This is a genomic window from Xanthomonas sp. NCPPB 2866, from assembly GCF_041475745.2.
GTDB lineage: Bacteria > Pseudomonadota > Gammaproteobacteria > Xanthomonadales > Xanthomonadaceae > Xanthomonas > Xanthomonas arboricola.
The window spans coordinates 573,514-595,956 of the sequence record NZ_CM192975.1 but is presented as its reverse complement, the minus strand read 5'-3'; the positions used below and the strand labels follow the sequence as shown (position 1 = coordinate 595,956).

23 protein-coding genes and 2 tRNA genes are annotated in these 22,443 nt (G+C 66.1%); 10 read left to right on the top strand and 15 right to left on the bottom strand.

From position 1 onward, the window contains the following. Positions 1-58 precede the first annotated feature (58 nt). From ACCQ04_RS02585 to ACCQ04_RS02575, 3 genes are all read left to right on the top strand, one after another. The gene (locus ACCQ04_RS02585; RefSeq protein ID WP_024938181.1) at positions 59-1,981 is read left to right on the top strand and encodes an MFS transporter; all 1,923 of its coding nucleotides are present in this window, start codon (positions 59-61) and stop codon (positions 1,979-1,981) included. A gap of 241 nt (positions 1,982-2,222) precedes the next feature. After that, positions 2,223-2,567, top strand: coding sequence for a CD225/dispanin family protein (locus ACCQ04_RS02580; protein WP_016902410.1), 345 nt, complete (start codon positions 2,223-2,225; stop codon positions 2,565-2,567). Beyond that, positions 2,567-2,977: a DUF2752 domain-containing protein gene (locus ACCQ04_RS02575; RefSeq protein ID WP_226426930.1), complete on the top strand. Its 411-nt coding sequence runs from the start codon at positions 2,567-2,569 to the stop codon at positions 2,975-2,977. Before ACCQ04_RS02580 ends, ACCQ04_RS02575 begins: the two co-directional genes overlap by 1 nt. Before the next feature lie 41 nt (positions 2,978-3,018). Here ACCQ04_RS02575 and ACCQ04_RS02570 read toward each other — a convergent pair whose 3' ends face one another. The 6 genes from ACCQ04_RS02570 to ACCQ04_RS02545 all read right to left on the bottom strand — a co-directional run bounded on the left by ACCQ04_RS02570 (position 3,019) and on the right by ACCQ04_RS02545 (position 8,766). Beyond that, positions 3,019-3,912 (bottom strand): cobalamin biosynthesis protein, encoded by an 894-nt coding sequence (locus ACCQ04_RS02570; RefSeq protein WP_226426931.1) that lies wholly within the window; start codon positions 3,910-3,912, stop codon positions 3,019-3,021. A 79-nt stretch (positions 3,913-3,991) separates the two neighbouring features. Further along, a complete protein-coding gene (gene nudC, locus ACCQ04_RS02565; RefSeq protein ID WP_054592431.1) occupies positions 3,992-4,882 on the bottom strand; it encodes an NAD(+) diphosphatase in 891 nt (296 codons plus the stop codon). 315 nt (positions 4,883-5,197) lie between these two features. Then, positions 5,198-6,460, bottom strand: coding sequence for a lipase family protein (locus ACCQ04_RS02560; RefSeq protein ID WP_372358645.1), 1,263 nt, complete (start codon positions 6,458-6,460; stop codon positions 5,198-5,200). Between the two features lie 646 nt (positions 6,461-7,106). Next, entirely contained in the window at positions 7,107-7,493 is a 387-nt protein-coding gene (gene erpA / locus ACCQ04_RS02555) for an iron-sulfur cluster insertion protein ErpA (protein ID WP_024938186.1), read from the bottom strand. An 82-nt stretch (positions 7,494-7,575) separates the two neighbouring features. Beyond that, on the bottom strand, positions 7,576-8,025 hold the full coding sequence (locus ACCQ04_RS02550; RefSeq protein WP_372358644.1) for a bactofilin family protein: 450 nt from the start codon (positions 8,023-8,025) through the stop codon (positions 7,576-7,578). Positions 8,026-8,028: 3 nt separating this feature from the next. Continuing rightward, positions 8,029-8,766, bottom strand: a complete 738-nt coding sequence (locus tag ACCQ04_RS02545) for a DUF6776 family protein (RefSeq protein WP_311542658.1) — start codon at positions 8,764-8,766, stop codon at positions 8,029-8,031. 143 nt (positions 8,767-8,909) lie between these two features. Here ACCQ04_RS02545 and ACCQ04_RS02540 point away from each other — a divergent pair, with 143 nt between their 5' ends. The 3 genes from ACCQ04_RS02540 to ACCQ04_RS02530 are packed head-to-tail and all read left to right on the top strand — an operon-like array spanning position 8,910 to position 13,837. Beyond that, positions 8,910-9,536, top strand: coding sequence for a DUF4126 domain-containing protein (locus tag ACCQ04_RS02540; protein ID WP_024938188.1), 627 nt, complete (start codon positions 8,910-8,912; stop codon positions 9,534-9,536). 38 nt (positions 9,537-9,574) lie between these two features. After that, positions 9,575-11,533, top strand: coding sequence for an EAL domain-containing protein (locus ACCQ04_RS02535; protein WP_226426934.1), 1,959 nt, complete (start codon positions 9,575-9,577; stop codon positions 11,531-11,533). Positions 11,534-11,572: 39 nt separating this feature from the next. Beyond that, a complete protein-coding gene (locus ACCQ04_RS02530) occupies positions 11,573-13,837 on the top strand; it encodes an ATP-binding protein (protein WP_226427144.1) in 2,265 nt (754 codons plus the stop codon). 340 nt (positions 13,838-14,177) lie between these two features. Here the strand turns inward: ACCQ04_RS02530 and bfr are convergent, their stop codons facing one another. The 3 genes from bfr to ACCQ04_RS02515 all read right to left on the bottom strand — a co-directional run bounded on the left by bfr (position 14,178) and on the right by ACCQ04_RS02515 (position 15,896). Further along, positions 14,178-14,648, bottom strand: coding sequence for a bacterioferritin (gene bfr / locus ACCQ04_RS02525; protein WP_005990707.1), 471 nt, complete (start codon positions 14,646-14,648; stop codon positions 14,178-14,180). A gap of 340 nt (positions 14,649-14,988) precedes the next feature. Continuing rightward, a complete protein-coding gene (locus ACCQ04_RS02520; protein WP_024938191.1) occupies positions 14,989-15,198 on the bottom strand; it encodes a (2Fe-2S)-binding protein in 210 nt (69 codons plus the stop codon). An 80-nt stretch (positions 15,199-15,278) separates the two neighbouring features. Further along, positions 15,279-15,896 (bottom strand): RNA pyrophosphohydrolase, encoded by a 618-nt coding sequence (locus tag ACCQ04_RS02515; RefSeq protein ID WP_024938192.1) that lies wholly within the window; start codon positions 15,894-15,896, stop codon positions 15,279-15,281. Positions 15,897-16,014: 118 nt separating this feature from the next. On the opposite strand from ACCQ04_RS02515, the gene ACCQ04_RS02510 reads away from it, so the two are divergent. Further along, positions 16,015-16,091 (top strand) — tRNA-Met (locus ACCQ04_RS02510). Positions 16,092-16,143: 52 nt separating this feature from the next. Beyond that, positions 16,144-16,218, top strand: a tRNA-Gln gene (locus ACCQ04_RS02505). Between the two features lie 415 nt (positions 16,219-16,633). Here the strand turns inward: ACCQ04_RS02505 and rpsI are convergent. Together rpsI and rplM are read right to left on the bottom strand one after the other, a co-directional pair. Then, positions 16,634-17,026: a 30S ribosomal protein S9 gene (gene rpsI, locus ACCQ04_RS02500; RefSeq protein WP_016902423.1), complete on the bottom strand. Its 393-nt coding sequence runs from the start codon at positions 17,024-17,026 to the stop codon at positions 16,634-16,636. Between the two features lie 2 nt (positions 17,027-17,028). Then, a complete protein-coding gene (gene rplM / locus ACCQ04_RS02495; RefSeq protein WP_003483082.1) occupies positions 17,029-17,457 on the bottom strand; it encodes a 50S ribosomal protein L13 in 429 nt (142 codons plus the stop codon). A gap of 181 nt (positions 17,458-17,638) precedes the next feature. Here rplM and coq7 point away from each other — a divergent pair, with 181 nt between their 5' ends. Then, a complete protein-coding gene (gene coq7, locus ACCQ04_RS02490; protein WP_054592429.1) occupies positions 17,639-18,292 on the top strand; it encodes a 2-polyprenyl-3-methyl-6-methoxy-1,4-benzoquinone monooxygenase in 654 nt (217 codons plus the stop codon). A gap of 240 nt (positions 18,293-18,532) precedes the next feature. On the opposite strand, the gene ACCQ04_RS02485 is transcribed toward coq7, so the two are convergent. Next, complete coding sequence (locus tag ACCQ04_RS02485) at positions 18,533-18,847, bottom strand: DMT family transporter (protein ID WP_003483069.1); 315 nt, start codon at positions 18,845-18,847, stop codon at positions 18,533-18,535. A gap of 164 nt (positions 18,848-19,011) precedes the next feature. After that, complete coding sequence (gene speD, locus ACCQ04_RS02480; protein ID WP_005990692.1) at positions 19,012-19,806, bottom strand: adenosylmethionine decarboxylase; 795 nt, start codon at positions 19,804-19,806, stop codon at positions 19,012-19,014. A 137-nt stretch (positions 19,807-19,943) separates the two neighbouring features. Here speD and crp point away from each other — a divergent pair, with 137 nt between their 5' ends. Beyond that, positions 19,944-20,636: a cAMP-activated global transcriptional regulator CRP gene (crp, locus tag ACCQ04_RS02475; protein WP_024938194.1), complete on the top strand. Its 693-nt coding sequence runs from the start codon at positions 19,944-19,946 to the stop codon at positions 20,634-20,636. 290 nt (positions 20,637-20,926) lie between these two features. On the opposite strand, the gene ACCQ04_RS02470 is transcribed toward crp, so the two are convergent. Both ACCQ04_RS02470 and trpC read right to left on the bottom strand, forming a co-directional pair. After that, complete coding sequence (locus ACCQ04_RS02470; protein WP_016902427.1) at positions 20,927-21,643, bottom strand: haloacid dehalogenase-like hydrolase; 717 nt, start codon at positions 21,641-21,643, stop codon at positions 20,927-20,929. Beyond that, positions 21,636-22,433 carry an indole-3-glycerol phosphate synthase TrpC gene (trpC, locus tag ACCQ04_RS02465; protein WP_049818033.1) on the bottom strand — a complete coding sequence of 266 codons (798 nt, stop codon included), beginning with the start codon at positions 22,431-22,433 and terminating at the stop codon, positions 21,636-21,638. Before trpC ends, ACCQ04_RS02470 begins: the two co-directional genes overlap by 8 nt. Positions 22,434-22,443 lie beyond the last annotated feature (10 nt).

Sequence of the window (22,443 nt, the reverse complement as noted above, 5' to 3'; positions counted from 1 at the left end):
CATGCACCAGCGCGCCGTGGAAGCCTGCTAGGCTGCGCGCGTTCGCAAAGGAAACTGCATGTCCGGTCACAGTCAGTTCGCCCTGCTCAGGCAGCGCCGCTTCTTGCCGTTCTTCGCCGTGCAGGCGTTGGGCGCGTTCAACGACAACGTCTATCGGCAGGCCATCATCGGCCTGTTGTTCTACCTGGGCATCGATGCGGCGCAACGCACGCTGTACACCAATCTGGCGCCGGCACTGTTCATCCTGCCGTACTTCCTGTTCTCCGCGCTGGCCGGGCAGATCGCCGAAAAGCTGGAAAAGCAGAAACTCATCGTGATCACCACCACGATGGAGATTGCGATCATGTCGCTGGCGGCGGTGGGGTTTGTCACCGAGAACATGGTGATCCTGCTGGTTGCGCTGTTCTGCACCGGCCTGCAGTCCACGCTGTTCGGGCCGGTGAAATATTCGATCCTGCCCTCGGTGCTGAAACCGGAGGAACTCACCGGCGGCAACGGCCTGGTCGAGATGGGCACCTCGATCTCGATCCTGTGCGGCATGATCTTCGGCGGGCTGATCTTCCAGATCGCCGGCAGCCACGGGCCGGTCGCCGCGGCCACCGCAGTGATCGCAATTGCCGTCACCGGCAATCTGGTCGCGCGGCTGGTGCCCAAGGTCGATGCCGGCGCGCCCGAGCTGAAGATCAACTGGAACCCCATCCCCGAATCGCGCGCCATCATGCGCCTGACCCGGCGCACGCCGGCGGTGCGCAACGCCGTGCTCGGGGTGTCGTGGTTCTGGTTCGTCGGCACCGTGCTGACCGCGCAGTTGCCCACCTACGCGCAGGTCAATCTTGGCGGCCAGCAGGATCTGTACGTGTTCGCGCTGGCGCTGTTTTCGATCGGCACCGGTGTCGGCTCGCTGCTGTGCGAGCGGCTGTCCGGACGCACCGTGGAAATCGGCCTGGTGCCGCTGGGCGCGTTCGGCATCAGCGCATTTCTGCTGGACCTGTACTTCGCGCGTCCCGGTGTTGCACCGGCCACCGATCTGTCGATCGGCCAGTTCGTGCAGCAGGCCGGCAGCGTGCGCCTGATCGTGGACCTGGTCGGCATCGGCCTGTTCACCGGCTTGTTCGTGGTGCCCTTGTTTGCGCTGATCCAGAGCCGCACGCCCAAGGCCGAACTCTCGCGCGTGATCGCCGGGCTCAATATCCAGAATTCGTTGTTCATCGTCACCGCCGCCATCATCGGCATCGCGCTGCAGCTGCCGCAGCTGGTGCTGTTCGGCGTGCGCATTCCGCTGCCGGGCCTGAGCATTCCGCAGGTGTTCCTGGCCCTGGCGCTGGCCAATACGCTGGTGGCGCTGTGGATCTTCACCCTGGTGCCCGAGTTCCTGATGCGCTTTCTCAGCTGGGTGCTGGTGAGCGTGCTGTACCGGCTGCGCACGCGCGACATCGACCGCCACGTGCCCGACGAAGGCGCCGCGTTGCTGGTCTGCAACCACGTCAGCTACATGGACGCGCTGATCCTGTCGGCGGTGATTCCGCGCCCGGTGCGCTTTGTCATGTACTACAAGATCTTCCGCATTCCGGTGATGCGCTGGATCTTCCGCACCGCCAAGGCGATCCCGATCGCCGGCGCGCGCGAAGACCCCGCGCTGATGCAGCAGGCCTTCGACCGTATCGATGCGGCGCTGGCCGACGGCGAGCTGGTGTGCATCTTCCCCGAAGGCGCATTGACCAGGGATGGCGAGATCGCACCGTTCAAGTCGGGCGTGGAAAAGGTCCTGCAACGCCGCCAGGTGCCGGTGATTCCGATGGCGCTGCGTGGCATGTGGTCGAGCATGTGGAGCCGCCGCGACACCCGCCTGGGCCGCATGCGCGTGCCGCGCCGGATCCGCGCGCATATCGAAGTGGCCGCCGGCCCAGCGGTTCCCGGCGACGCGGCGACCGCCGCGCTGCTCGAACAGCAGGTCCGTGCACTGCGCCAGGATCAACCGTGACTGCGGCCAGCGCGGGCTTTGCGTCCGCCGCGTGCCGCGAGTAGCCTGTGCGCCATTGCACGCATTGCCGCCGCGCTCGCCTAGCGGGCGCGACAAGAAGGACCGGGGGAAGTCGTCATACGCCACATCACCGTGTCAGACGCGTTCGCCGTGATCGGTGGACGCTGCCTGCGCGGCCCATCGCTGCCTTCCCCACGCGCTGCAACATCTCGCTGTTGTTTACCACCCAAGGAGCTTCACCATGAGTGCCATCCCACCGCCGATCCATCCCTCGCCCAGCGCCGCACCGGGCCCGATTCCCAATCACCTGATCTGGGCGATCGTCTCCACCGTGCTCGGCTTCTGCCTGTGCTGCCCGGCCCTGATCACCGGCATCGTGGCGATCGTGTTCTCCAGCAAGGTCAACGGCCTGCTCAACCAGGGCGACATTGACGGCGCACGTCGCGCCTCCAACACCGCCAAGACCTGGTGCATCGTGACCAGCGTGCTGGCCGTCATCGGCCTGCTGATCAACATCGGCATGGTCGCCACCGGCGGCATGCAGGGCTACATGGACTACATGCAGCAGTTGCAGCACATGCAGTAATGGAACTGCGTCCACGCCATTGGCTTGGACTCGGGGCGGCCACCAGCGTGGCCGCTTTCGGTGTGTCGTTGCTGTATCGCTTCGATCCGAACGCGAGCAACAGCCCGTTCCCGCCCTGCGTGTTCCGTGCCGTGACCGGCTGCTACTGCCCCGGTTGCGGCATGACCCGCGCGCTGTATGCGCTGGTGCACTTCGATCTGCCCGGCGCCTTCGCCATGAACCCGGCCGCCGTGCTCGGCCTGTTCACCCTGCCCGGCCTGATCGCCTGGAAAACCGGCTGGCGCGCGCGCTGGTTTGCACCCGTCGTGGCCGTCATGTCCGAGCCGAAGTTCTGGTTATGGGCGTTGCCGACGTATTGGGTTGCCAGGAATTTGCCTTGGTACCCGTTTACCTTGCTGGCACCGGGTTAGCAGGTCGCGAACAGCCGCTCGATCGAAATCAGGCTGCGCGCCTACCGGACCCAGCCGGCGATCACCAGCAACGCCAGCACCACCATCCACAGCAGCAGCACGCGCCAGACCAGACTCATCGCATCGCGCACTTCCGGCAGGCGGCGCCACACCGGCACCAGCCCCGAATCGGTGTAGTCGTGCGCTTCTTCGCGCAGTTCGGCACTGACGCTGGCACGCGCCACCGCACCGAGAAAATGCGGCTCCAGCGACCAGCGGTTGCCATGCGCCTGCCGCCAGGCACGGAACACCGTATCGAAATTGCCTACCAGCGCCATCGACACCGTGATCAACTGCGCCACCGGCCATTCCAGCGCAGCCAGCAGCCAGCGCGCGCCGGCCAGGTTGCGCGGCGGCAGCAGCACCGAGAGCGGGCCTTCCACCGCCAGCGCCGTCAGCCGATACAGCACCGCACCGAACGGCCCCAGCAGCAAAAACCACCACAGCACCGCGAACCAGCGCCGCAGCCCGTTGACCACCACCGCTTCCACCAGCGACGGCGCATCCTCGTGCACGCTGCCGCCGGCGGCCTGCAGCTGCGCGATCGCATCGCGGCGCGCGCCTGGTTCGTCGGCGTCGATCACCGCTTCCACATCGCGGTCCAGATCGCGCGGCCCCCAGGTCCAGGCCAGCACCGCCACGCCGAACAGCAAGGCCCAGAACCCGCGCCAGACATCGTCCAGCAGCCATTGCAGCAGCAACACCACCAGCAAGGCCGGCAACAGCGCCAGCACCACGCCATAGCGCCCCTGCCACGCACCGCGCCCGGCGGCATGGCTGTCCAGCCGGCGCAGCCACTGGCCGAACCATTCGAAACGCCGCAGCCGCGCCACCTGGGCGGGCGCCAGGTGGCCCAACGCAAGTGCGACGACGACAGCAACCAGGGTGGTGAACATGGGTGGGCCTCCTCAGCCGAGTCTAGCCGAGCCGATGCAGGCGCACCCGATCCGCCTGCGCTGCAGCGCCCGCCCCGGCTCAGCCATGCGCGCGATGCCAATGCTCGATCAGCGCCCGCGCGATGGAAATGCGCGGCGGCAGCCCGATCTGGCCTTCGCCGGCCAATGCCGCGGTGACCTCGGCATGGCTGACCCAGCGCGCGTCCTCCAGTTCACCGGTGACCTGCGGCACCTCGCTTGCCGCAGCGCGCGCGGTGAAGCCCAGCATCAACGCACCCGGGAACGGCCATGGTTGCGCGCCCAGATAGCGGCAGTCCTGCACCTGCACGCGGGTTTCCTCGAACACCTCACGCGCCACGGTCTGCTCCAGCGACTCGCCGGGTTCGACAAAGCCGGCAATCACCGAATAACGCCCCGGCGCCCAGCTTGCCTGCCGCCCCAGCAGCAAGCGCGCGCCATCGCTGACCGCCACGATGATCGCCGGGTCCACGCGTGGGTAATGCTCGGTCTGACACTGCGTGCAATGGGCGATGAAGCCGGCCCGGCGGAACGCGATCGCCCCGCCGCAGACGCCGCAGAAGCGCGTGCGCGACTGCCAGTGCAGCATCGCGCGCGCGTAAGCGAACGCGGTAGAAATGTCTGCCGGCCAGTCGGCGGCGGCCTGGCGCAGGTCAATGCGCTGCGGCGCTTCTACACCGAGCACATCGGAAGGCAGGCAGAACCAGCCGACGTCATCGCGCAGCCCAAGAAAGATCGCCCCGTCCGGCCCGTCGCCAAGCGCGGCACCGTCCATCAGCAGCGGCTGGCCATCCGCATCGGCCAGCGCAGTGCCCTTGGCATCGAGCAGCAGCACGCGGCCATGCGGCCACAGACGCGCCAGCGCCGCGGGATCGTCACGCAACAGATCGCCACGATCCAGCGGCGCATGGGTGAAGGCAAAACCGGAGGTTGAAAAAGAAGACTCTGACATCGGCGCAAGCCTGCCGATAATCGGCATCGCCCGCAAGCAGCGCACCATCGATGCAGGCCCGGCCGGCGGCGCGCGTTCAGACGTCGACACCACCTGGCGCCCGCCGGGCGGTCATGAGTGCGTCACATTGCGCGCTACATTGCAGAGCAGGCCACGTGCGATCGACATGGTGTCGCAGCCATCCGGGTCCGAGTCCCGGCATCTTCAGCCCTGTCGCCGGTGACAGCGACAAGGCTCCATCGCAGGGCGAGGCGTCCAGCGCCGATCCTGGACGCGCTGATCATCCAGCGCTGTCAGCGACACCCCATCCCGGCCTCAGCGCTGCTTGTCCAGCAGCTGATGCCGTACGGCGACGATGCACGGTTCGTTGGTGGTCAGATGCACGAACGCCGAGTTGTCGTTGGGGTCGCCACTGCCGATATCGACCAATGCTGCCTGGGTGCTGCCGCGATGCTTGAAAGCGGCAATCGCGGTCACCGCATTCTTCAGCGGAATGGTGGCGTCGTTGGACGAACCGCATAGCAGCGTCGGCGTCTGCGGCGCCCAGTCCAGCAGGTCGTTGCGTGCCAGATCCTTGCGGAACGGATTGGCGGGATTATTGGCAAAATCGCGATAGAACCCGGGCTGGAAGTACGCCTTGAGCTGGTCGATCCCGGGCAGCGTATCGCCCAGGACCAGATCGGTCAGGCCCAGCTTGCCGGGGAACAGCGCCTCGACTCGGGCCGCCCACGGATCCTGAAACACCTGTCCGGCCGCCAGATAGATATTGCGATACGTGTGCTGCATCGCGACGATCGCGTAGCTGCCCAGGATGATGCCGAAGCTGCTTTCGCCGACCGCGTTGCTCCCGCTCCAGCTGTCCACGAAGGTCCGCTCCAGCGCGTAGGGCCCGGAGATCGGCGCGCTGGCAACCAGATGAAACTCGCTGGACAGATGCGCTTCGATTTCCCGCTGGGTTGCCAGTGCGGCATGGCCGCCTTGCGAATAACCCGACAGCATGACCTTGCCGGACAACGGCGTCTTCAAGCGCTGCAGCACGCTGCGTGCCGCGCGCAGGGCATCGATCGTCGCACTGGCCTCGGTCGCGCTATGCAGGTAGGGATGGAAGCCGTAGCTGGATTGACCGAGCCCCAGATAATCGCTGCTGACCACCACATAGCCCTGACTGGCCAGACGTGTGACCAGCGGGTCGTCGCCCTTGGCGTCACGGATGTCCTTGGCCTGTTCCTCGTTGCGGATCGTCGCTGTCGACCGCCCCCAGCCCAGCAACGGATACGGCCCGCTGCAACGCTCGCCGCCTGGAATCAGCACCACGCCCGACGCAGTGGCCGGCTCGCCATCGACGCCGACGGTGGCATAGCTGAACTCGGCCACGCGCACGTTGCATCTGGGCTGTTCGGCCTTCGGCTCGGAGGTGAGCAACGCGGCAATCGCATCACGGGTGTAGCTGGTCAGGAAGTTGCTGCTGAGCAAGCTGCCGCGTGCGGACGATGCCTGCACGCTGGGTGCAAGCACTGCGCTGGCGATACCAAGCATGGCCAGCAGGCCCAGCATCGATCGGGATCTGATCTGCAACATGGTGAGGCGTCTCTCGTGGATGACTGCAATGGGCAGGGGACTGGCGTGTCGAAGGATCGAGATCCGTTGCGCGATCAACGTCCGCGGGCTGGGCGGCGCGGTGACTGCGCCATGGGGTGGGATCGGCGCGGTGCGCGGTACGCTCGGTCAGCGCAGTGGCGACCGCCCGCGCGCGTCACGCAAGGCAAGACGCGATGCATGAATCCAAATCGGCATGTGCTGGCACCAGCGCTGGGCATGCGTGCAGTATCGCCATCGCCGCACGCGGCCCAGCTCGCGCGCACGAAGCTTGCGCGCGCATGGCGAACCCCGCAGCAGGCGAATGTTCACAGCGCGTTGGACATGTACATCGATAGCGCGTGGCGCTTCGCCAGTGCATCGGCGGGCATCTGCGCAGTGCATGGATCACATAGATCGGCGTTTGAAAATCCGCCCGGATGCGGTGTCGTTGACCCGCAACACGCGTCGCACCAAGAGTCATACAGCGCGCGCAAGCGGCGCACAGCGTGAGGCCGTATCGACACATTCACGCGACTGCCGCTATCACTGCACCATGTCAGACCTGAGAACGTCGCAGGCAGCAGATTGCCCGCGACTCGACCGCAACATCACACACGAACAACCAGGCACCAGCAACCGCGTCGATTCAGACGCTGAAGCTGCTACCGCACCCACAGGTGGTCTTGGCGTTCGGATTGCGGATCACGAACTGCGCCCCGGTCAGGCTTTCGGTGTAGTCCACTTCGGCGCCCATCAGGTACTGCAGGCTCAGCGGGTCCACCAGCAACGTCACCCCGTCGGTGGCCACGGCCAGGTCGTCCTCGGCGCGGTTCTCGTCGAACTCGAAGCCGTACTGGAAGCCGGAACAGCCGCCACCCTGGATGTAGACACGCAACGCCAGCTCGGCGTTGCCTTCTTCCTGGATCAGCTCGCGCACCTTGCTGGCGGCGGCTACGGAAAAGTTCAGCGGCCGGTCGATGGACTGATAGTCCGGGGCCGGGGCGGCGGTGGGTAGCGAAACGAGCGTGCTCATGGCGTCAGCATGGGGGCCAGGCGGCCCCACTTCAAGCGCTGCTTGCCAAATCCGGCGCCCGCTTCAGCTGCAGGCCACACCCTCAGGCGTCGGCAGTCTCGGCCTGCAAGGCCTTGACCGGCTCGACGCGGCCGGCCTCCGGCGCCGGCAACGCGGCGGTCGCGCCAGCGGTGGCGGCATGGATCAGGCGGCCGGTGAGCTGCGCGCCGGCGCTCATCTCCACCACCTGGTAATGCACATTGCCCTGCACCCGCGCGTTGGCGGCCAGTTCGACCCGCTCGGCGGCATGCACGTCGCCGGTCAGCTGGCCATTGATGATCACCACCGGCGCGCGCACCTCGCCCTCGATGCTGCCGTGCTCGGCCACCGTCAAGGTGGCGCTGGCGCCGTCTTCGGCAATCACCTTGCCCAGGATGCGGCCTTCCACATACAGCCCGCCGCTGAACATCAGGTCGCCGCGGATGACCACCTGCGGCCCGATCAAGGTGTCGACCACGGTTTGCGCACCACGGTTGGATTTGTTTCCGAACATCAGCTACTCCCCCGCGCCATTCCCGGCGACTTTCCAGTCGAATGTCTGATTGACCGGCGCCCCATCGCCGCTCAGGGCGATTTTGACACGTTGCGGAGTGAAATCCTTCGGCAGGATCACGCTGCCGTCCAATTGCTGGAAATAGCGGAACGAGTACGGCTGCCCGGCCGCATCCGGCTTCTGGTGCAGCTCGTTCCAGCTCACCGTGACCAGCTTGCCGGCACGCACGCCCTCCACCGCAAAGCGCAGCTGGCCCTGGCTGATCGCGCCGCGGTTGAGGTTCTGGGTCAGCACCACGCTGTAGTTCCAGGTGCCGCCGGCCTCGGCGGTGAATTGCACCGAGTGCGCGTTCAGCCCCTTGCGCTGCGCGGTGGAGCCCACCAGGCGCTCGTAGAACGCCACATCCGCGCGCAGTGCGGCGATCTGCTCGTCGCGCTCGGCCAGCGAGGCCTGCACCTCGGTATTGGCGGCGCGGCTGATCTTGTCGGACATCGCCAGGTTGACCTGACGCTGCTGCAGCTGCGCGATCTGCCGACGCTGCTGGGCCTGGTTGCGCTGCGCCTGCTGCAGCGCCGCCTCGGCCTGGACCAGACGCGGCGCGGCAGTGCGGCTGGCCATCCACCACGCCCCGCCCAGCGATGCCAGCCACACCAGTGCGATCACCAGCCATAACCAGCGGCCGCGGGAACGGCCACCGCCGGAGTCACGTTGGACGATCTGAACGCGTGCGGCTGGTCGCATGGGCATCGGGTCCGGACGGGCCGGCGCAGTCATGGGCGGCGTAGTGTGCCAGAGCGCCACTGACCGTCGTGCTGGCGCTGGACCGGCGGTTATCCGAAAGTTCTGCGATAGTTCTGCAATTGTTTGCAGGGATCGACGACGCCATGAGCGAAGCCCATCTGTTCGTGATCGGCATCCTGCTGGCCTGGCTGGCCGGCATCCGTGTCTATCTCACCGTGTTCGGTGTCGGCCTGGCCGGCCTGCTCGGCTGGATCGAGCTGCCGCCCGCCCTGCACCCGGCGCAATCGTGGTGGGTGCTGGGCACCTCCGGTGCACTGGCGGTGGCCGAATTCTTCGCCGACAAGATTCCCGGCGTGGATTCGGGCTGGGATCTGCTGCAGACCCTGGCACGCGTGCCGGCCGGCGCCTTCCTGGCCGCGGCCACGCTGTCGCCGGACGGTGATCTAAGCACCGGCGTGCTGGCCGCCGGCGCCGGCGTGGCGCTGACCAGCCATACCCTCAAGGCCGGCACCCGCGCCTTGCTCAACACCTCGCCGGAACCGGCCAGCAACTGGGTCGCCTCGCTGGCCGAAGACACCATCACTACCACCGCCTTGGCGCTGGCACTGGCGCACCCGTGGCTGGCACTCAGTGTTGCGGTGGGCTCCAGCGTGCTGGCCACACTGGTGGTGTGGTGGGTCTGGCGACTGCTGTGGCGGGGCATGCGCCGGCTGGTCGCGCCGATGCGTTCCACCACCACGCCGGCTGCACGTCGCTCCCCGCTATCGTGAAGTTCATCGCATAATCATCGCGACTGCAGGGAGTATCGATGGCCGCCCGAGATCCGGTTCCTTTCACCCGTGACGACACCGCCACGCGCAATCGTCCATTGCGCGCCGAAACGCCGCCGGCCGACTATTGGCGCCGCTGGGCCGACGAGGCCGCGGCGGCGGCCACCGTTGCCGAGCCGGTGAGCGCGGCCATCATTCCGGCGCCTGCGCTCGCTGCCGCACCCGCAATGATCGTGCCGATGGCGCCAGCGCAGTCCGCTGCTCAAGGCAGCAGCACGCACGCGACGGCCGCAGCGCCGACACCGACGACCGCCTCACCCCCGCGCGAGGGCGATGACAACGTCGCCGCCGACGCGCCGTACCGCGTGCTGATCGTCGAGGACGACCGCTCACAGGCGCTGTTTGCGCAGAGCGTGCTGCACGGCGCCGGCATGCATGCGCAGGTGGAAATGACCGCCGCCAGCGTGCCGCAGGCAATCCAGGACTACCACCCGGATCTGATCCTGATGGATCTGCACATGCCCGAGCTGGACGGCATCCGCCTGACCACCCTGATCCGCCAGCAGCCGGGCCAGCAGTTGCTGCCGATCGTGTTCCTGACCGGCGACCCGGATCCGGAGCGTCAGTTCGAAGTGCTCGACAGCGGCGCCGACGATTTCCTGACCAAGCCGATCCGCCCACGTCACCTGATCGCCGCAGTCTCCAACCGCATCCGCCGCGCACGCCAACAGGCGCTGCAGCAGGCGGGCGAACCGGTCAGCGTGCGCAGCAATCCGGAAACCGGCCTGCCGACGCGCGGCCATGTGATGGAACTGCTGGCCGATGCGCTGGCGCGCAAGCAGGCCGGCGGCCTGTTCTTCATCGAAATCGCCAGCGCGCTCGGCCTGCGTGAGCGCTACGGCTATGCCGCCTACGAGCGCCTGATGACCCAGGCCGGGCATCGCCTGGCCAGCGCCGCGCACCCGTATCCACTGGCGCGCTTGAACGACAACAGCTTCCTGCTGCTGGGCGTGGACATGCCCGAATCCAGCCTGGAACAGCACGCGCTGGAGATCCGCCAGCGGCTGTCGGCGCATGCCTTCCCGGTACGCGAGGAAGAATCGGTGCACGTGCGCTGCGCCATCGGCGTGGCACCGCTGGGCCTGGGCTTCGACGACACCGGCAGCGCGCTGGAAGCGGTCGAGCGCACCGCGCTGCAGGCACGCCTGCGCAGCGACGGCGTGCAGGCCTATCTGGCCCCCAGCCAGGCCGAACAACAGGAGCAACTGCGCCTGGTCGAAGGCCAGCTCGAACTGGCCTATCAACCGATCGTGGCGGTGGCCGGCGGCGACACCGCGCAATACCAGGTGCTGCTGCGGCTACGCCAGGCCGACGGCACGCTGCTGTCGGCCGGCCAGGTGATTCCCGCCGCCGAAGCGGCCGGACGCATCGCCGATCTCGACCAGCAGGTCATGGATCACGCGCTCGGCCTGCTGCATCTGTACCAGCACGCCCACCCGCCGCTGCGGCTGTTTGTGTCGCAGTCGCCGCGCACGCTGGCACGCGATGCCTTTGCCGACTGGCTGCTCAAGGCGCTGGTCGAGCGCGGCGTGGCCGGGCAATCGTTGATCGTCGACCTGCGCCTGGACGATGCCCTGATCCACGCGGTCACCGTGCAGCAGTTCTGCGCCAAATTGATGCCGGCCGGCGTGCAGTTCTGCCTGAGCCAGTTCGAGCCCGGCGACGAGGCCAACGCGCTGCTGGGCCAGTTGCCGCTGAGCTTCGTGCGCATGGCCAACCGCTTCGCCGATGCCCACGGCAACGCGGCAGTCCGCGACGAACTGCGCAGCGTGATCAATATCGCCCATCAGCGCGGCCTGCTGATCATCGGCCAACGCATCGAAGATCCGCAGGCGGCTGCGGCGATGTGGATGAGCGGCGTGGACTTCATCCAGGGCAACCTGGTGCAGACGGTCGGCAAGGAACTGGACTTCGACTTCACGAACGCGGTGCTCTGAGTGACAGCGCGGGCAGGAGGCCTTCGCGCCTGGAGCAGCCTGGCCACGCTGACCGCGCTGGTCGCTGCGCTGGGTGCCGGCCTGCAGTGGTCGGCCATCGACGGGCCGTGGCGCGCAGTGACGGCACTCTCTGCAGCACTGGCAGTGGTATTCGGTCTGGGCGCTGCCGTTGCCGGCTACCGCAGCGCGCGCGCGCAGTACGCCCTGTTGCAACGCCTGGAAGAAGCCGACCTCGCGCGTGAGCGCCTGCAGCAGGAACTGCAGCGTCACGGCGCGCTCGAACAGGAACTGTTGCGCGCCAAGCAGGCCGCCGAGGCCGCCACGCTGGCCAAGGGCGAATTCCTGGCCACCATGAGCCACGAGATCCGCACCCCGCTCAACGGCATCATTCCGATGCTGGAACTGATCTCCAGCGGCCAGCTCAGCCTGGACCAGCGCGACATGCTGCAGACCGCCACCGGCAGCTCGCTGCAGCTGCTGCGCATCGTCGACGACATCCTCGACTACTCCAAACTCGAAGCCAACAAGCTCGAACTGGAGATCACCACCTTCAACCTGCGCGAGCTGCTCGACGGCGTCGTGCAGCTGCTGCAGCGCACCGCTGAAGGCAAGCAGCTGCGCGTGGGGCTGGATATCGAACCGTCGGTGCGCCTGCTGGTGCGCGGCGACCCGATCCGCCTGCGCCAGGTGCTGGGCAACCTGATCGGCAATGCGATCAAGTTCACCGAGCGCGGCAGCGTCGACATCCAGCTGCGTCGCCTGGGCGAGACCCGCGCCCAGCATCTGCTGCGCTTCCAGGTGCGCGACACCGGCATCGGCATCGCCCCGGATCAGCAGGCACGCCTGTTCCGCTCATTCGCCCAGGCCGACGCCTCCACCACGCGCCTGTACGGCGGCACCGGCCTGGGGCTGGCGATCTGCAAGCGCATCATCGACCTGATGGGCGGCCGCATCGGCGTGGAGTCCGAGCCCGGGCGCGGCGCCACGTTCTGGTTCGAAATCCCGCTGCTCAAGGTCATCGGCGACCTGCAGCAGAACGCCGGCGCCGATGCCGCGCGAGTGATGGTGATCAGCTCCGACACCCGCCTGTTGCAGCGCCTCAAGCGCCTGCTGGACAGCTGGGGCGTATCGCACGTGCTGATGGAAACCACCCAGGAAGCGCTGGAGCGGGTGCGTCGCCACAGCGACAGCGAAGGCTTCCGCTGCGTCATCGCCGACCACGACACGCTGCGCTACAGCGCACGCGCCGTGCATCGCGCACTCGCGCGCCCGGACGACCTCAGCGGCGCACGCCTGATCTGGCTGTACGGCGACGAGCCGGTGCCGTCCGAGCTGCAGGACAATGCCACCCTGGTGCCGCGCCAGAGCCCGGACGAGACCCTGCGCTCGCTGGTGCTGCCGCCCGAGCCGAGGCCGGCCCACGCGGCCACGCTGGCCGCGGCGATGATTCCCGAGCCGATGGCGCCGGCGCTGGCCAACGCGCGCGATGTATGCATCCTGCTGGTGGAAGACAACCCGGTGAACCTGCTGGTCGCGCAGAAACTGCTGGCCGTGCTCGGCTTCGACGCCGATACCGCCACCGATGGCGAAGCCGCGCTGAGCAGCATGGAGTCCACCCGCTACGACATGGTCTTCATGGATTGCCAGATGCCGGTGCTGGACGGCTATGCCGCCACCCGCCGCTGGCGCGCGATGGAAACCGAGAGCGGCGGCCGCCCGATCCCGATCGTGGCGATGACCGCCAACGCCATGGCCGGCGATCGCGAACGCTGCCTGGCCGCCGGCATGGACGACTATCTGTCCAAACCGGTCGCCCGCGAGCAGCTCGACGCCTGCCTGCAGCGCTGGCTGCCGCGCCAACCGCTGCTGCCTGGCCCGGCCATCGGCAGCCAGGCAGCAGGCGATCCCGAAAGCGTCAGCGCCGCGCAGGCGCGCGCCCTGCCAATCCTGGACAACAGCGTGATCGATGAGCTGTACGAGGTGGCGGGCGCGGACACCATCACCATCCTGCAGCTGTTCCTGGAAGACGCACCCGGCATCATCGAGCGCCTGGAAACCGCAGCCACCAACCGCGACAGCATGCAGCTGCGCGATCTGGCGCATACGCTCAAATCCTCCAGCGCCAATGTCGGCGCCCAGGCGCTGGCCAATGCCGCGCGCCGGATCGAACTGGCCGCGCGCACCGGCACCATCGAACGCCCCTCGGTGATGGTGGCGCTGGTCATTGCCGAATACGCACGCGCCCGTCTGGCGCTGCTCGGCCAGGTCGCCCGCCTCCAGGCCAAGGCCCGCACAGCCGGCTGAACCGCGCAAGCCTGCAGCCGACGACAACAACCGCCAGGCAACACAGTCGAAGACATCCCGCGAAGAAAAATTCCGCCCTGCTCCGCCGCGGCGAAAAGGCAGGGCTTGCGCGCCACTGGCGTGCGTGCCCTGGAGCGCCCGCGTCGCAGACGCGGGCCCGGGAGCGCGGAGAGAGGTGGGGGTGAGGTGCGCGCAGCCAAATGCGGCCAGCCACAGCGACAGCACGACACCCATGCAGCGCCCGCAGCGCCTGCATGCTCCCCAGCAGTACAAGCGCCTACTGACTCACCCTATTGCGCTGATCCCGACACAACGCCGACCAGCACCGCGCTGAGCGCCCTCAGTCGTCCAGCTTGGTCAGCAGGTAATTCGGCTCGCCGATGCGCGCCACCAGATCCAGCTGCGTTTCCAGCCAGTCGATGTGCTCTTCTTCCGATTCCAGGATGTCCACCAGCAGCTGGCGGCTGACGTAGTCGTTGACGGTCTCCGCATAGGCCACGGCCTCGCGCAGCACGGCAACTGCCTCGCGCTCAAGCGCCAGATCGCAGCGGAACATCTCGGTGGGGTTCTCGCCGATGCGCAGCTTGCCCAGCGCCTGGAAATTCGGAAGTCCTTCGAGGAACAGGATGCGGTCGGACAGCTTGTCCGCATGCTTCATCTCGTCGATGGATTCCTTGTACTCATGCTCGGCCAGTTCTTTCAGGCCCCAGTTCTTCAGCATCTTGGCGTGCAGAAAGTACTGGTTGATCGCAGTGAGTTCGTTGTAGAGCACCTTGTTGAGGTACTCGATGACCTTGGTATCGCCCTTCATGCGATGTCTCCGAGACAGTGAGCCGGCCGCACTGTAGCGCGTTGCCGCGGCGCATGAAGGAACGCGAATCGTGATCAGTTGCGCGACGCCTGCCCGCCCGCAGGTGGCCGGCAGATGGCCTGTTGCACGTAACGTGCGCATCGATCATTCGCCGAACGATCGCGCGCTGTCGATCGAACGGCAACCGCAGGGTTACGACCTGACCGCATGATGGTCAGCCAGGAAGGCGACCTATCGATCGCGCCTTGGCGGCGCGACAGAACGACTGTAGAGCGAGCCAGACCGGCAACCTGCTCGCGGCAGTCCGTTACCGACAGTGCGCGAGCACAGCGGAAGGCGCTCAGGCAGCGCTGGCAAGCCCCAGCATGGGCAACGGCAGCGCACGGCTCGCATGGGCCTGGCTCAGCACGTCGCCCGCCATTTCCAGGCACGACCCACAGTTCGAACCACAGCCGGTGCGCATGGTCAGCTCGGCTAGGCTGGCGCAGCCATTCTCGGCCGCTTCGCGGATCTGGTGGTCGGTGACCCCATTACAGATGCAGACGTACACGGTATCGGTCGGGTGCTGGCGATCCGGAGAGGACCGGCGCTGATTGCACCGCAAACGAGAATAGGTGTCAATTCCAAACGTTAATCATTATTAATCCGTACCGCACGAGGCCCGCCCCGCTTGCGTGGACGCTTGCGCGGACTGTCGTGCCCGGCCGCGCTGCTGCCCGGCAACCAGGCCTCCAGCGCGCGCTCGGGCATCACCCCGACCGCCGCAGAGCCCGCGATGGTCTGCGCCAGCGGAGCCAGATGACGCAGCGCGCGCGCATAGACCCCACGCTTGAACATCACCACATGCTCGACCGGATACCAGAAATCCACCCAGCGCCAGTGGTCGAACTCCGGCGTGTCGGTGTGGTCGAGCTTGAGATGGGATTCGTGGCCGGTGAACTGCAGCAGGAACCAGACCTGCTTCTGGCCGATGCAGACCTGACGCTCATTGCGCCGCACTGCCCGGCTCGGCAGGCGATAGCGCAGCCATCCGGGGGTGGCACCGAGCAATTCGACATGCTCGGGCAACAACCCGGTTTCTTCGCGCAACTCGCGGTACATGGCTTCTACGGGTGTCTCATCGGTATTCATGCCACCTTGCGGGAACTGCCAGCCGTCCCTGCGCACACGTCGTGCCCAGAACACCTGACCATCCTCTCGCATCAGCACGATGCCGACGTTTGGCCGGAAACCGTCCGGATCGATCACGATGCGGACTCCTGAAAATCTACTGTCACCGACTCTGCCACGGCGACGGCCGGCTCACAAGCTGAAAACGAAATGCTTGACAACACGCGGGCGCTTGGTAAGAATTACCGGCTCCCTAGGCTATGTAGCTCAGCCGGTTAGAGCACAGCACTCATAATGCTGGGGTCGGTGGTTCGAGTCCACCCATAGCCACCAAGGTTTTCAGGCCCACCTGGGCATGCAATACTCTTGGTTCAACACGTTTTATTGCCCCGTCGCCAAGCGGTAAGGCACCTGACTCTGACTCAGGCATTCGGTGGTTCGAATCCATCCGGGGCAGCCAAACACGAAAGGTCCGATCTGACGATCGGGCCTTTTTTGTTGCCCGATTACTGCTTGCCGGCATTCGTGCAGCAGGCATTCCCGCCCCAAGGCCGAACAGCGATCACCGAAGGCGGCACCCGCCCTGGTCGAAAATGGATCCCGGGTCAGACAGGCACCCAACAGTCAGGCACAGAGCCCGGCCACGGCGGCGTCACCCCATGCCGCCGTGCGCAGGCGCAGCGGCCGGTACACACGAGATGACCAGCCAGCGTTTGCGAAAGTCACCTGACCTGGTCAAGGAAAAATCTGCCTCGACACAGCAGGCCACCGATTGCAGGCGCCCACTGCGCAGGCCCCAAAACGACAAAAGCCCGGCATGGCCGGGCTTTTGAAGCAGGCGCCCCGGCGAACCGGGACGCAACAAACGCAATGGATCAGCGCTTGGAGAACTGGGTCGCGCGACGAGCCTTGTGCAGACCGACCTTCTTACGCTCGACTTCGCGGGCGTCACGGGTCATGAAGCCGGCCTTGCGCAGCTCGGACTTCAGGGTTTCGTCGTACTCGACCAGCGCACGGGCGATGCCCAGACGGATCGCACCGGCCTGGCCGGTGGTGCCGCCGCCGGAGGCGGTGACCAGGATGTCGAAGCTTTCGGTGTTCTTGGTGAGTTCCAGCGGCTGACGCACGATCATGCGTGCAGTCTCACGGCCAAAGAACTCGTCCAGCGGACGGTCGTTGACGGTGATGTTGCCGGTACCCTTGCGCAGGAACACGCGAGCGGTGGAGGACTTGCGGCGGCCAGTGCCGTAGTTTTGCGTGATAGCCATGATTAGATATCCAGAACTTGCGGCTGCTGGGCGGCGTGCGGATGCTCGGCACCCGAATAGACCTTGAGCTTGCGGTACATGGTGCGGCCCAGGGGGCCCTTCGGCAGCATGCCCTTGACGGCGATTTCGATCACGCGCTCCGGGTGGCGCTGCAGCGCCTGCTCCAGGCTCTCGGTCTTGAGGTTACCGATGTAGCCGGTGAAGCGGTGATACTTCTTGTCTTTCAGCTTGTTGCCCGTGACCACGATCTTTTCGGCATTGATCACCACGAGGTAATCGCCGGTATCGACGTGCGGGGTATAAACCGGCTTGTGCTTGCCGCGCAGGCGGCGGGCCAGTTCGGTGGACAGACGGCCGAGCGTCTTGCCGGCGGCGTCAACGAGATACCAGTCGCGCTGGACGGTCTCGGACTTGGCGGTGAACGTAGTCATGAGAAAACTCTTGAGTGGTCGGGCGGATTGCAGCGGCAATGACCGCTGGAACTTTGCCACGCGTTGTGAAGGCGAAACAGAAGAGGCGGGATTGTACGGGACGATACAAGACCACGCAAGTCGCCTGCTGGCTGGAGCGCTGGCGGTTGGCAGCGGCTCGGTCCGGGGCCAGAATCGGCGCATGACCCAGATCTCCTCTTTCCGACTGCATGGCCCGCTCGACCGGCTGCTGGTCGAAGCCCAGCGCGCGCTGGACACGGTATTCGGCAATCCGCCCGCCGAGCGGCCCAACCCGGCCGCCGACACGCCCGACGTCGCACTGGAACCGGACCAGCGTCGCCACGCCGCCGGCTTGATGCGGATCAACCACGTCGGCGAAGTCTGCGCGCAAGGCCTGTATTTTGGCCAGGCCGCGGTCGCCCGCGATGCCCACACCCAGCATCATCTGCTGGAGGCGGCGCAGGAAGAAACCGACCATCTGGCCTGGTGCGCCGACCGCCTGCACGAGCTGGACAGCCGCCCCAGCCTGTTCAACCCGCTCTGGTACGCCGGCAGCTACGCGCTCGGCGCCCTGGCCGGATTGCGCGGCGACGACTGGAGCCTAGGCTTCGTGGTCGAAACCGAGCGCCAGGTCGAGGCCCATCTGGACGAACACCTGGAAACCCTCCCCGAGGGCGACCAGCGCAGCCGCGCGATCCTGCGCGTGATGAAGATCGACGAGGCCCGCCACGCCGACCAGGCCGAGCAGGCCGGCGCGCGCACTCTCCCACCCCCGATCCCCAGCGCCATGGCCCTGGCCTCCAAGCTGATGAAAGCGGTGGCGTACCGGCTGTAGCCGGGGGGATTGGGGATTGGGGATTGGGGATTGGGGATTGGGGATTGGGGATTGGGGATTGGCGGCTGACGGCTGACGGCTGACGGCTGACGGCGCCCAGCAAACCATGCCCCACACCTCGCAACACCCCACTGGAGCAGAGCCCCCTTTGTTAAGGGGGCGCGCCGAAGGCGGGGGGATAGGCTGCTACGAAGTGGGGCCCAAGGTTTGCACAGCAAATCTTGGGAGGCAGGCCCACGACTACCCCACCAGCTTCAGCCCGATCACCCCGGCCACGATCAGGCCGATGCAGGCCAGACGCGACCACGACGCGCTGTCGCCGAACAACGCGATGCCGGCGATGGTCACGCCCAGCGCGCCGATCCCAGTCCAGATCGCGTAACCGGTGCCGACGGGAATGGTCTTCAGTGCCTGGGTCAGGAACCACAGGCTGATGCCCGCCAGACCGATCGTCAGCACGGTCGGCCACAGGCGGGTGAAGCCGTCGCTGTACTTCAGGCCCATGGCAAAACCGATTTCGAACAGGCCGGCCAGCAGCAGATAGATCCAGGGCATCGCATTACTCCTCACTTGAAAAACGCACAAAAAAAAAGCGGCCCAGTGTTTGCACACTGGGCCGCCGTCGGCTGTGGAACGCGAGGTCATCGCGTGGCGGGCCGTCCCGCCTTGGTTCTTTCGCGCGCCTGCAGGCAGGTCGCGCAACAGCTCGCTCGCTGCGCTTACTCGCTCAGGTTGCGCCCGTGGAACAGTTCTTCGATCTCGCGCTTGAGCAGCGTTTCGATCTTCATGCGCTCCTTGAACGAGAGATTCTTGGCGCGCTCCTCGAACAGGTACTGGTCCAGGTCGAAGTCCTTCAGGTGCATCTTGGTATGGAAGATGTTTTCCTGATAGACGTTGACATCAAACATCTCGTAGCGCGACTTCACGTTCTTGGCGAGGAAGTGCTGGATCGAGTTGATCTTGTGATCGATGTAGTGCTTCTTGCCCTTCACATCGCGGGTGAAGCCACGGACGCGGTAATCCATGATCACGATGTCCGACTCCAGACTCTCGATCAGGTAGTTCAGCGCCTTCAACGGCGAGATCACGCCGCAGGTGGCGACGTCGATATCGGCGCGGAACGTGGCAATGCCTTCCTGCGGATGCGTCTCGGGGTATGTATGGACAGTGATATGACTTTTGTCCATATGAGCGACCACGGCATCGGAGATCAGCTCCTTGCCGGCCTGCTTCTTGTCGATGACGGGCTCTTCCGAGATCAGGATCGTGACCGATGCGCCCTGCGGATCGTAGTCCTGTCGTGCGATATTGAGGATGTTGGCGCCAATGATCTCGGCAACATCGGTCAGGATCTGCGTCAGACGATCGGCGTCGTACTGCTCATCGATATATTCGATGTAGCGCTGACGCTCCTCTTCGGTACGCGCGTAACAGACGTCGTAGATGTTGAAGCTCAACGCCTTGGTGAGGTTGTTGAACCCCTGTAGCCTCAGGCGAGGCAACGGCTTGACCACGTCGGTCTGTCCTTATGGAAGGCGGGAAAGGAAACAATTATGAGCCAAAGATCCCAGCAACGAAATGCCGACGTTAAGAATGGTTTACCTTGCATGACTCATGCCGTTAAGCTTCAGGAATTACACGCGGAACTACCATGAGCCCAGGAAACACGACGGTTGTGACTACGACGGTACGTAACGCTACCCCTTCTCTGGCGCTGGACGCGGGCACGATCGAGCGTTTCCTGGCGCACAGCCATCGCAGGCGCTATCCGACCCGGACCGATGTGTTCCGGCCGGGAGACCCGGCTGGCACCCTCTATTACGTGATCAGTGGCTCGGTGAGCATCATTGCCGAGGAAGATGACGATCGTGAGTTGGTGCTGGGCTACTTCGGTAGCGGCGAGTTCGTCGGCGAGATGGGGTTGTTCATCGAATCCGATACCCGCGAGGTGATCTTGCGCACCCGCACCCAGTGCGAGCTGGCCGAGATCAGCTACGAGCGGCTGCAGCAGCTGTTCCAGACCAGTCTGTCGCCGGATGCACCCCGCATCCTGTACGCGATTGGCGTTCAGCTGTCCAAGCGGTTGCTCGATACCACAAGGAAAGCCAGCCGCCTGGCGTTCCTGGACGTGACCGACCGCATCGTGCGCACCCTGCACGACCTGTCCAAGGAGCCGGAAGCGATGAGTCATCCGCAGGGCACCCAGCTGCGCGTATCGCGGCAGGAGCTGGCACGTCTGGTGGGTTGTTCGCGCGAGATGGCCGGGCGCGTGCTCAAGAAGCTGCAGGCCGACGGCCTGCTGCATGCACGCGGCAAGACCGTCGTGCTCTACGGCACCCGCTGACCGGTTGTGGTCGCGGCTGGTGCAGCACTGCACCAGCCGCAGCGAACCGCATGCCGCACGGTATGCGGACTGATGCAGTCGGGCGCGCTGCGCCGCCGCGTGCTGCGTGCGCGCCGTGCATTACTAGCTGCTTACCCTTCCCTGCTGCTTCGGCGGGCTTGGCGTGACCAGTAAATCTTGGTGAACAGCCACTGGATGCGCGCGAATCAATCCGTGCCTCTGTGCGGTAGCTGCCGAGTTCGAATACCTGCCGTGTCCGCCGGGCTGCGCGCCGCTACCGGCGCCAGGCGCTACAGCGCCTTGCCACCGCGATCGCGACATCCCCAGTTGAGGATCGGCGTGCCGGCCGGCAGCACCTGCCGGAACAGCGCTTCGCGATTGGCCTTCGGATTGACCACCACCGGCGCGCGCGCGGCCTTCAACAGCGGCAGATCCGCGGTGCTGTCCGAATAGGCAATGGCGATGTCGGCATAGCCGCGTTCGCGCAGCATGCGCATCTTCTCTTCGTTGTGGCAGTGACGTCGCGCGGTGACCGCGCCCAGGCGTGGGCCGACCAGGCTGCCGATCACCGGCACATCCTGATGGGCGACAAAGCCCAGAATGGCGCGCGCCAGTTCCGGCGGCGCGCCGGTGGCCACCACCACGCGGTCGCCGGCAGCGCGGTGGTCGGTGAACACCTTCAAGGCGTGCGGCAACAGGCGCTGCCGGATCTGCGCTTCATGCTTGAGCACGTACGCATCGATGAAGCGGTTGAACTCGCGCGTGCGGTGCAGGCCAAAGGTGGCGATCCACACATACCCGGACACGCCGCGGCGGCGGGTCGGCAGCATCGCCACCATCGGGCCGAGGATCGGCGAGGCCAACAGCGCCACCAGCAGACGCAAGGGGTTGCGCTTGATCAGCCAGGCGAACAGATGGCTGCCGGAGTCGCCGTCATACAGCGTGTGGTCGAAATCGAAGACCACCAGCGGTGCGTCGTCGCGCGGTACGGGATACGCCTCAGTCATGCGCAAAGAATAGCTGACGCAGCGACTCGCCGGGTTCGGCCGCGCGCATGAAGGTCTCGCCGACCAGAAACGCGTTCACGCCGTGGCTGCGCATCAACTGCACGTCGGCCGGAGTGACGATGCCGCTTTCGGTGACCAGGATGCGGTCGCGCGGCACGGCGGCGCGCATGTCCAGCGTGGTCTGCAGCGTCACCTCGAAGGTGCGCAGATTGCGGTTGTTGATGCCCACCAGCGGCACCGGCACCTGCACCGCGCGCTCCAGCTCGTCGATGTCGTGCACTTCCACCAGCACGTCCAGGCCCAGTTGCATGGCCAGGCCGGAGAGCTCGGCCAGTTGCCCATCGTCCAGTGCCGAGACGATCAGCAGGATGCAATCGGCGCCGAGCACGCGCGCCTCGTAGACCTGGTAGGGGTCGACAGTGAAGTCCTTGCGCAGCACCGGCAGCGTGCAGGCCTCGCGCGCCTGGCGCAGATAGGCATCGGCGCCCTGGAAGAAGTCCACATCGGTCAACACCGACAGGCAGCTGGCGCCGCCGAATTCATAGCTGACCGCAATGTCGGCCGGGTGGAAGTCGGGCCGGATCACGCCCTTGGACGGGCTGGCCTTCTTCACCTCGGCGATCACCGCCGGCTCGCCGGCGGCGATGCTGGCCTGCATGGCGGCGGCAAACCCGCGCGTGAGCGGCAGGTCGGCGCTGCGCGCGATCAGCTCGGCAAGCGGCACGCGCGCACTGCGCTCGGCGATTTCTTCGGCCTTGCGGGCAAGGATGGTGTTGAGGATATCGCTCATCGTATCGGGT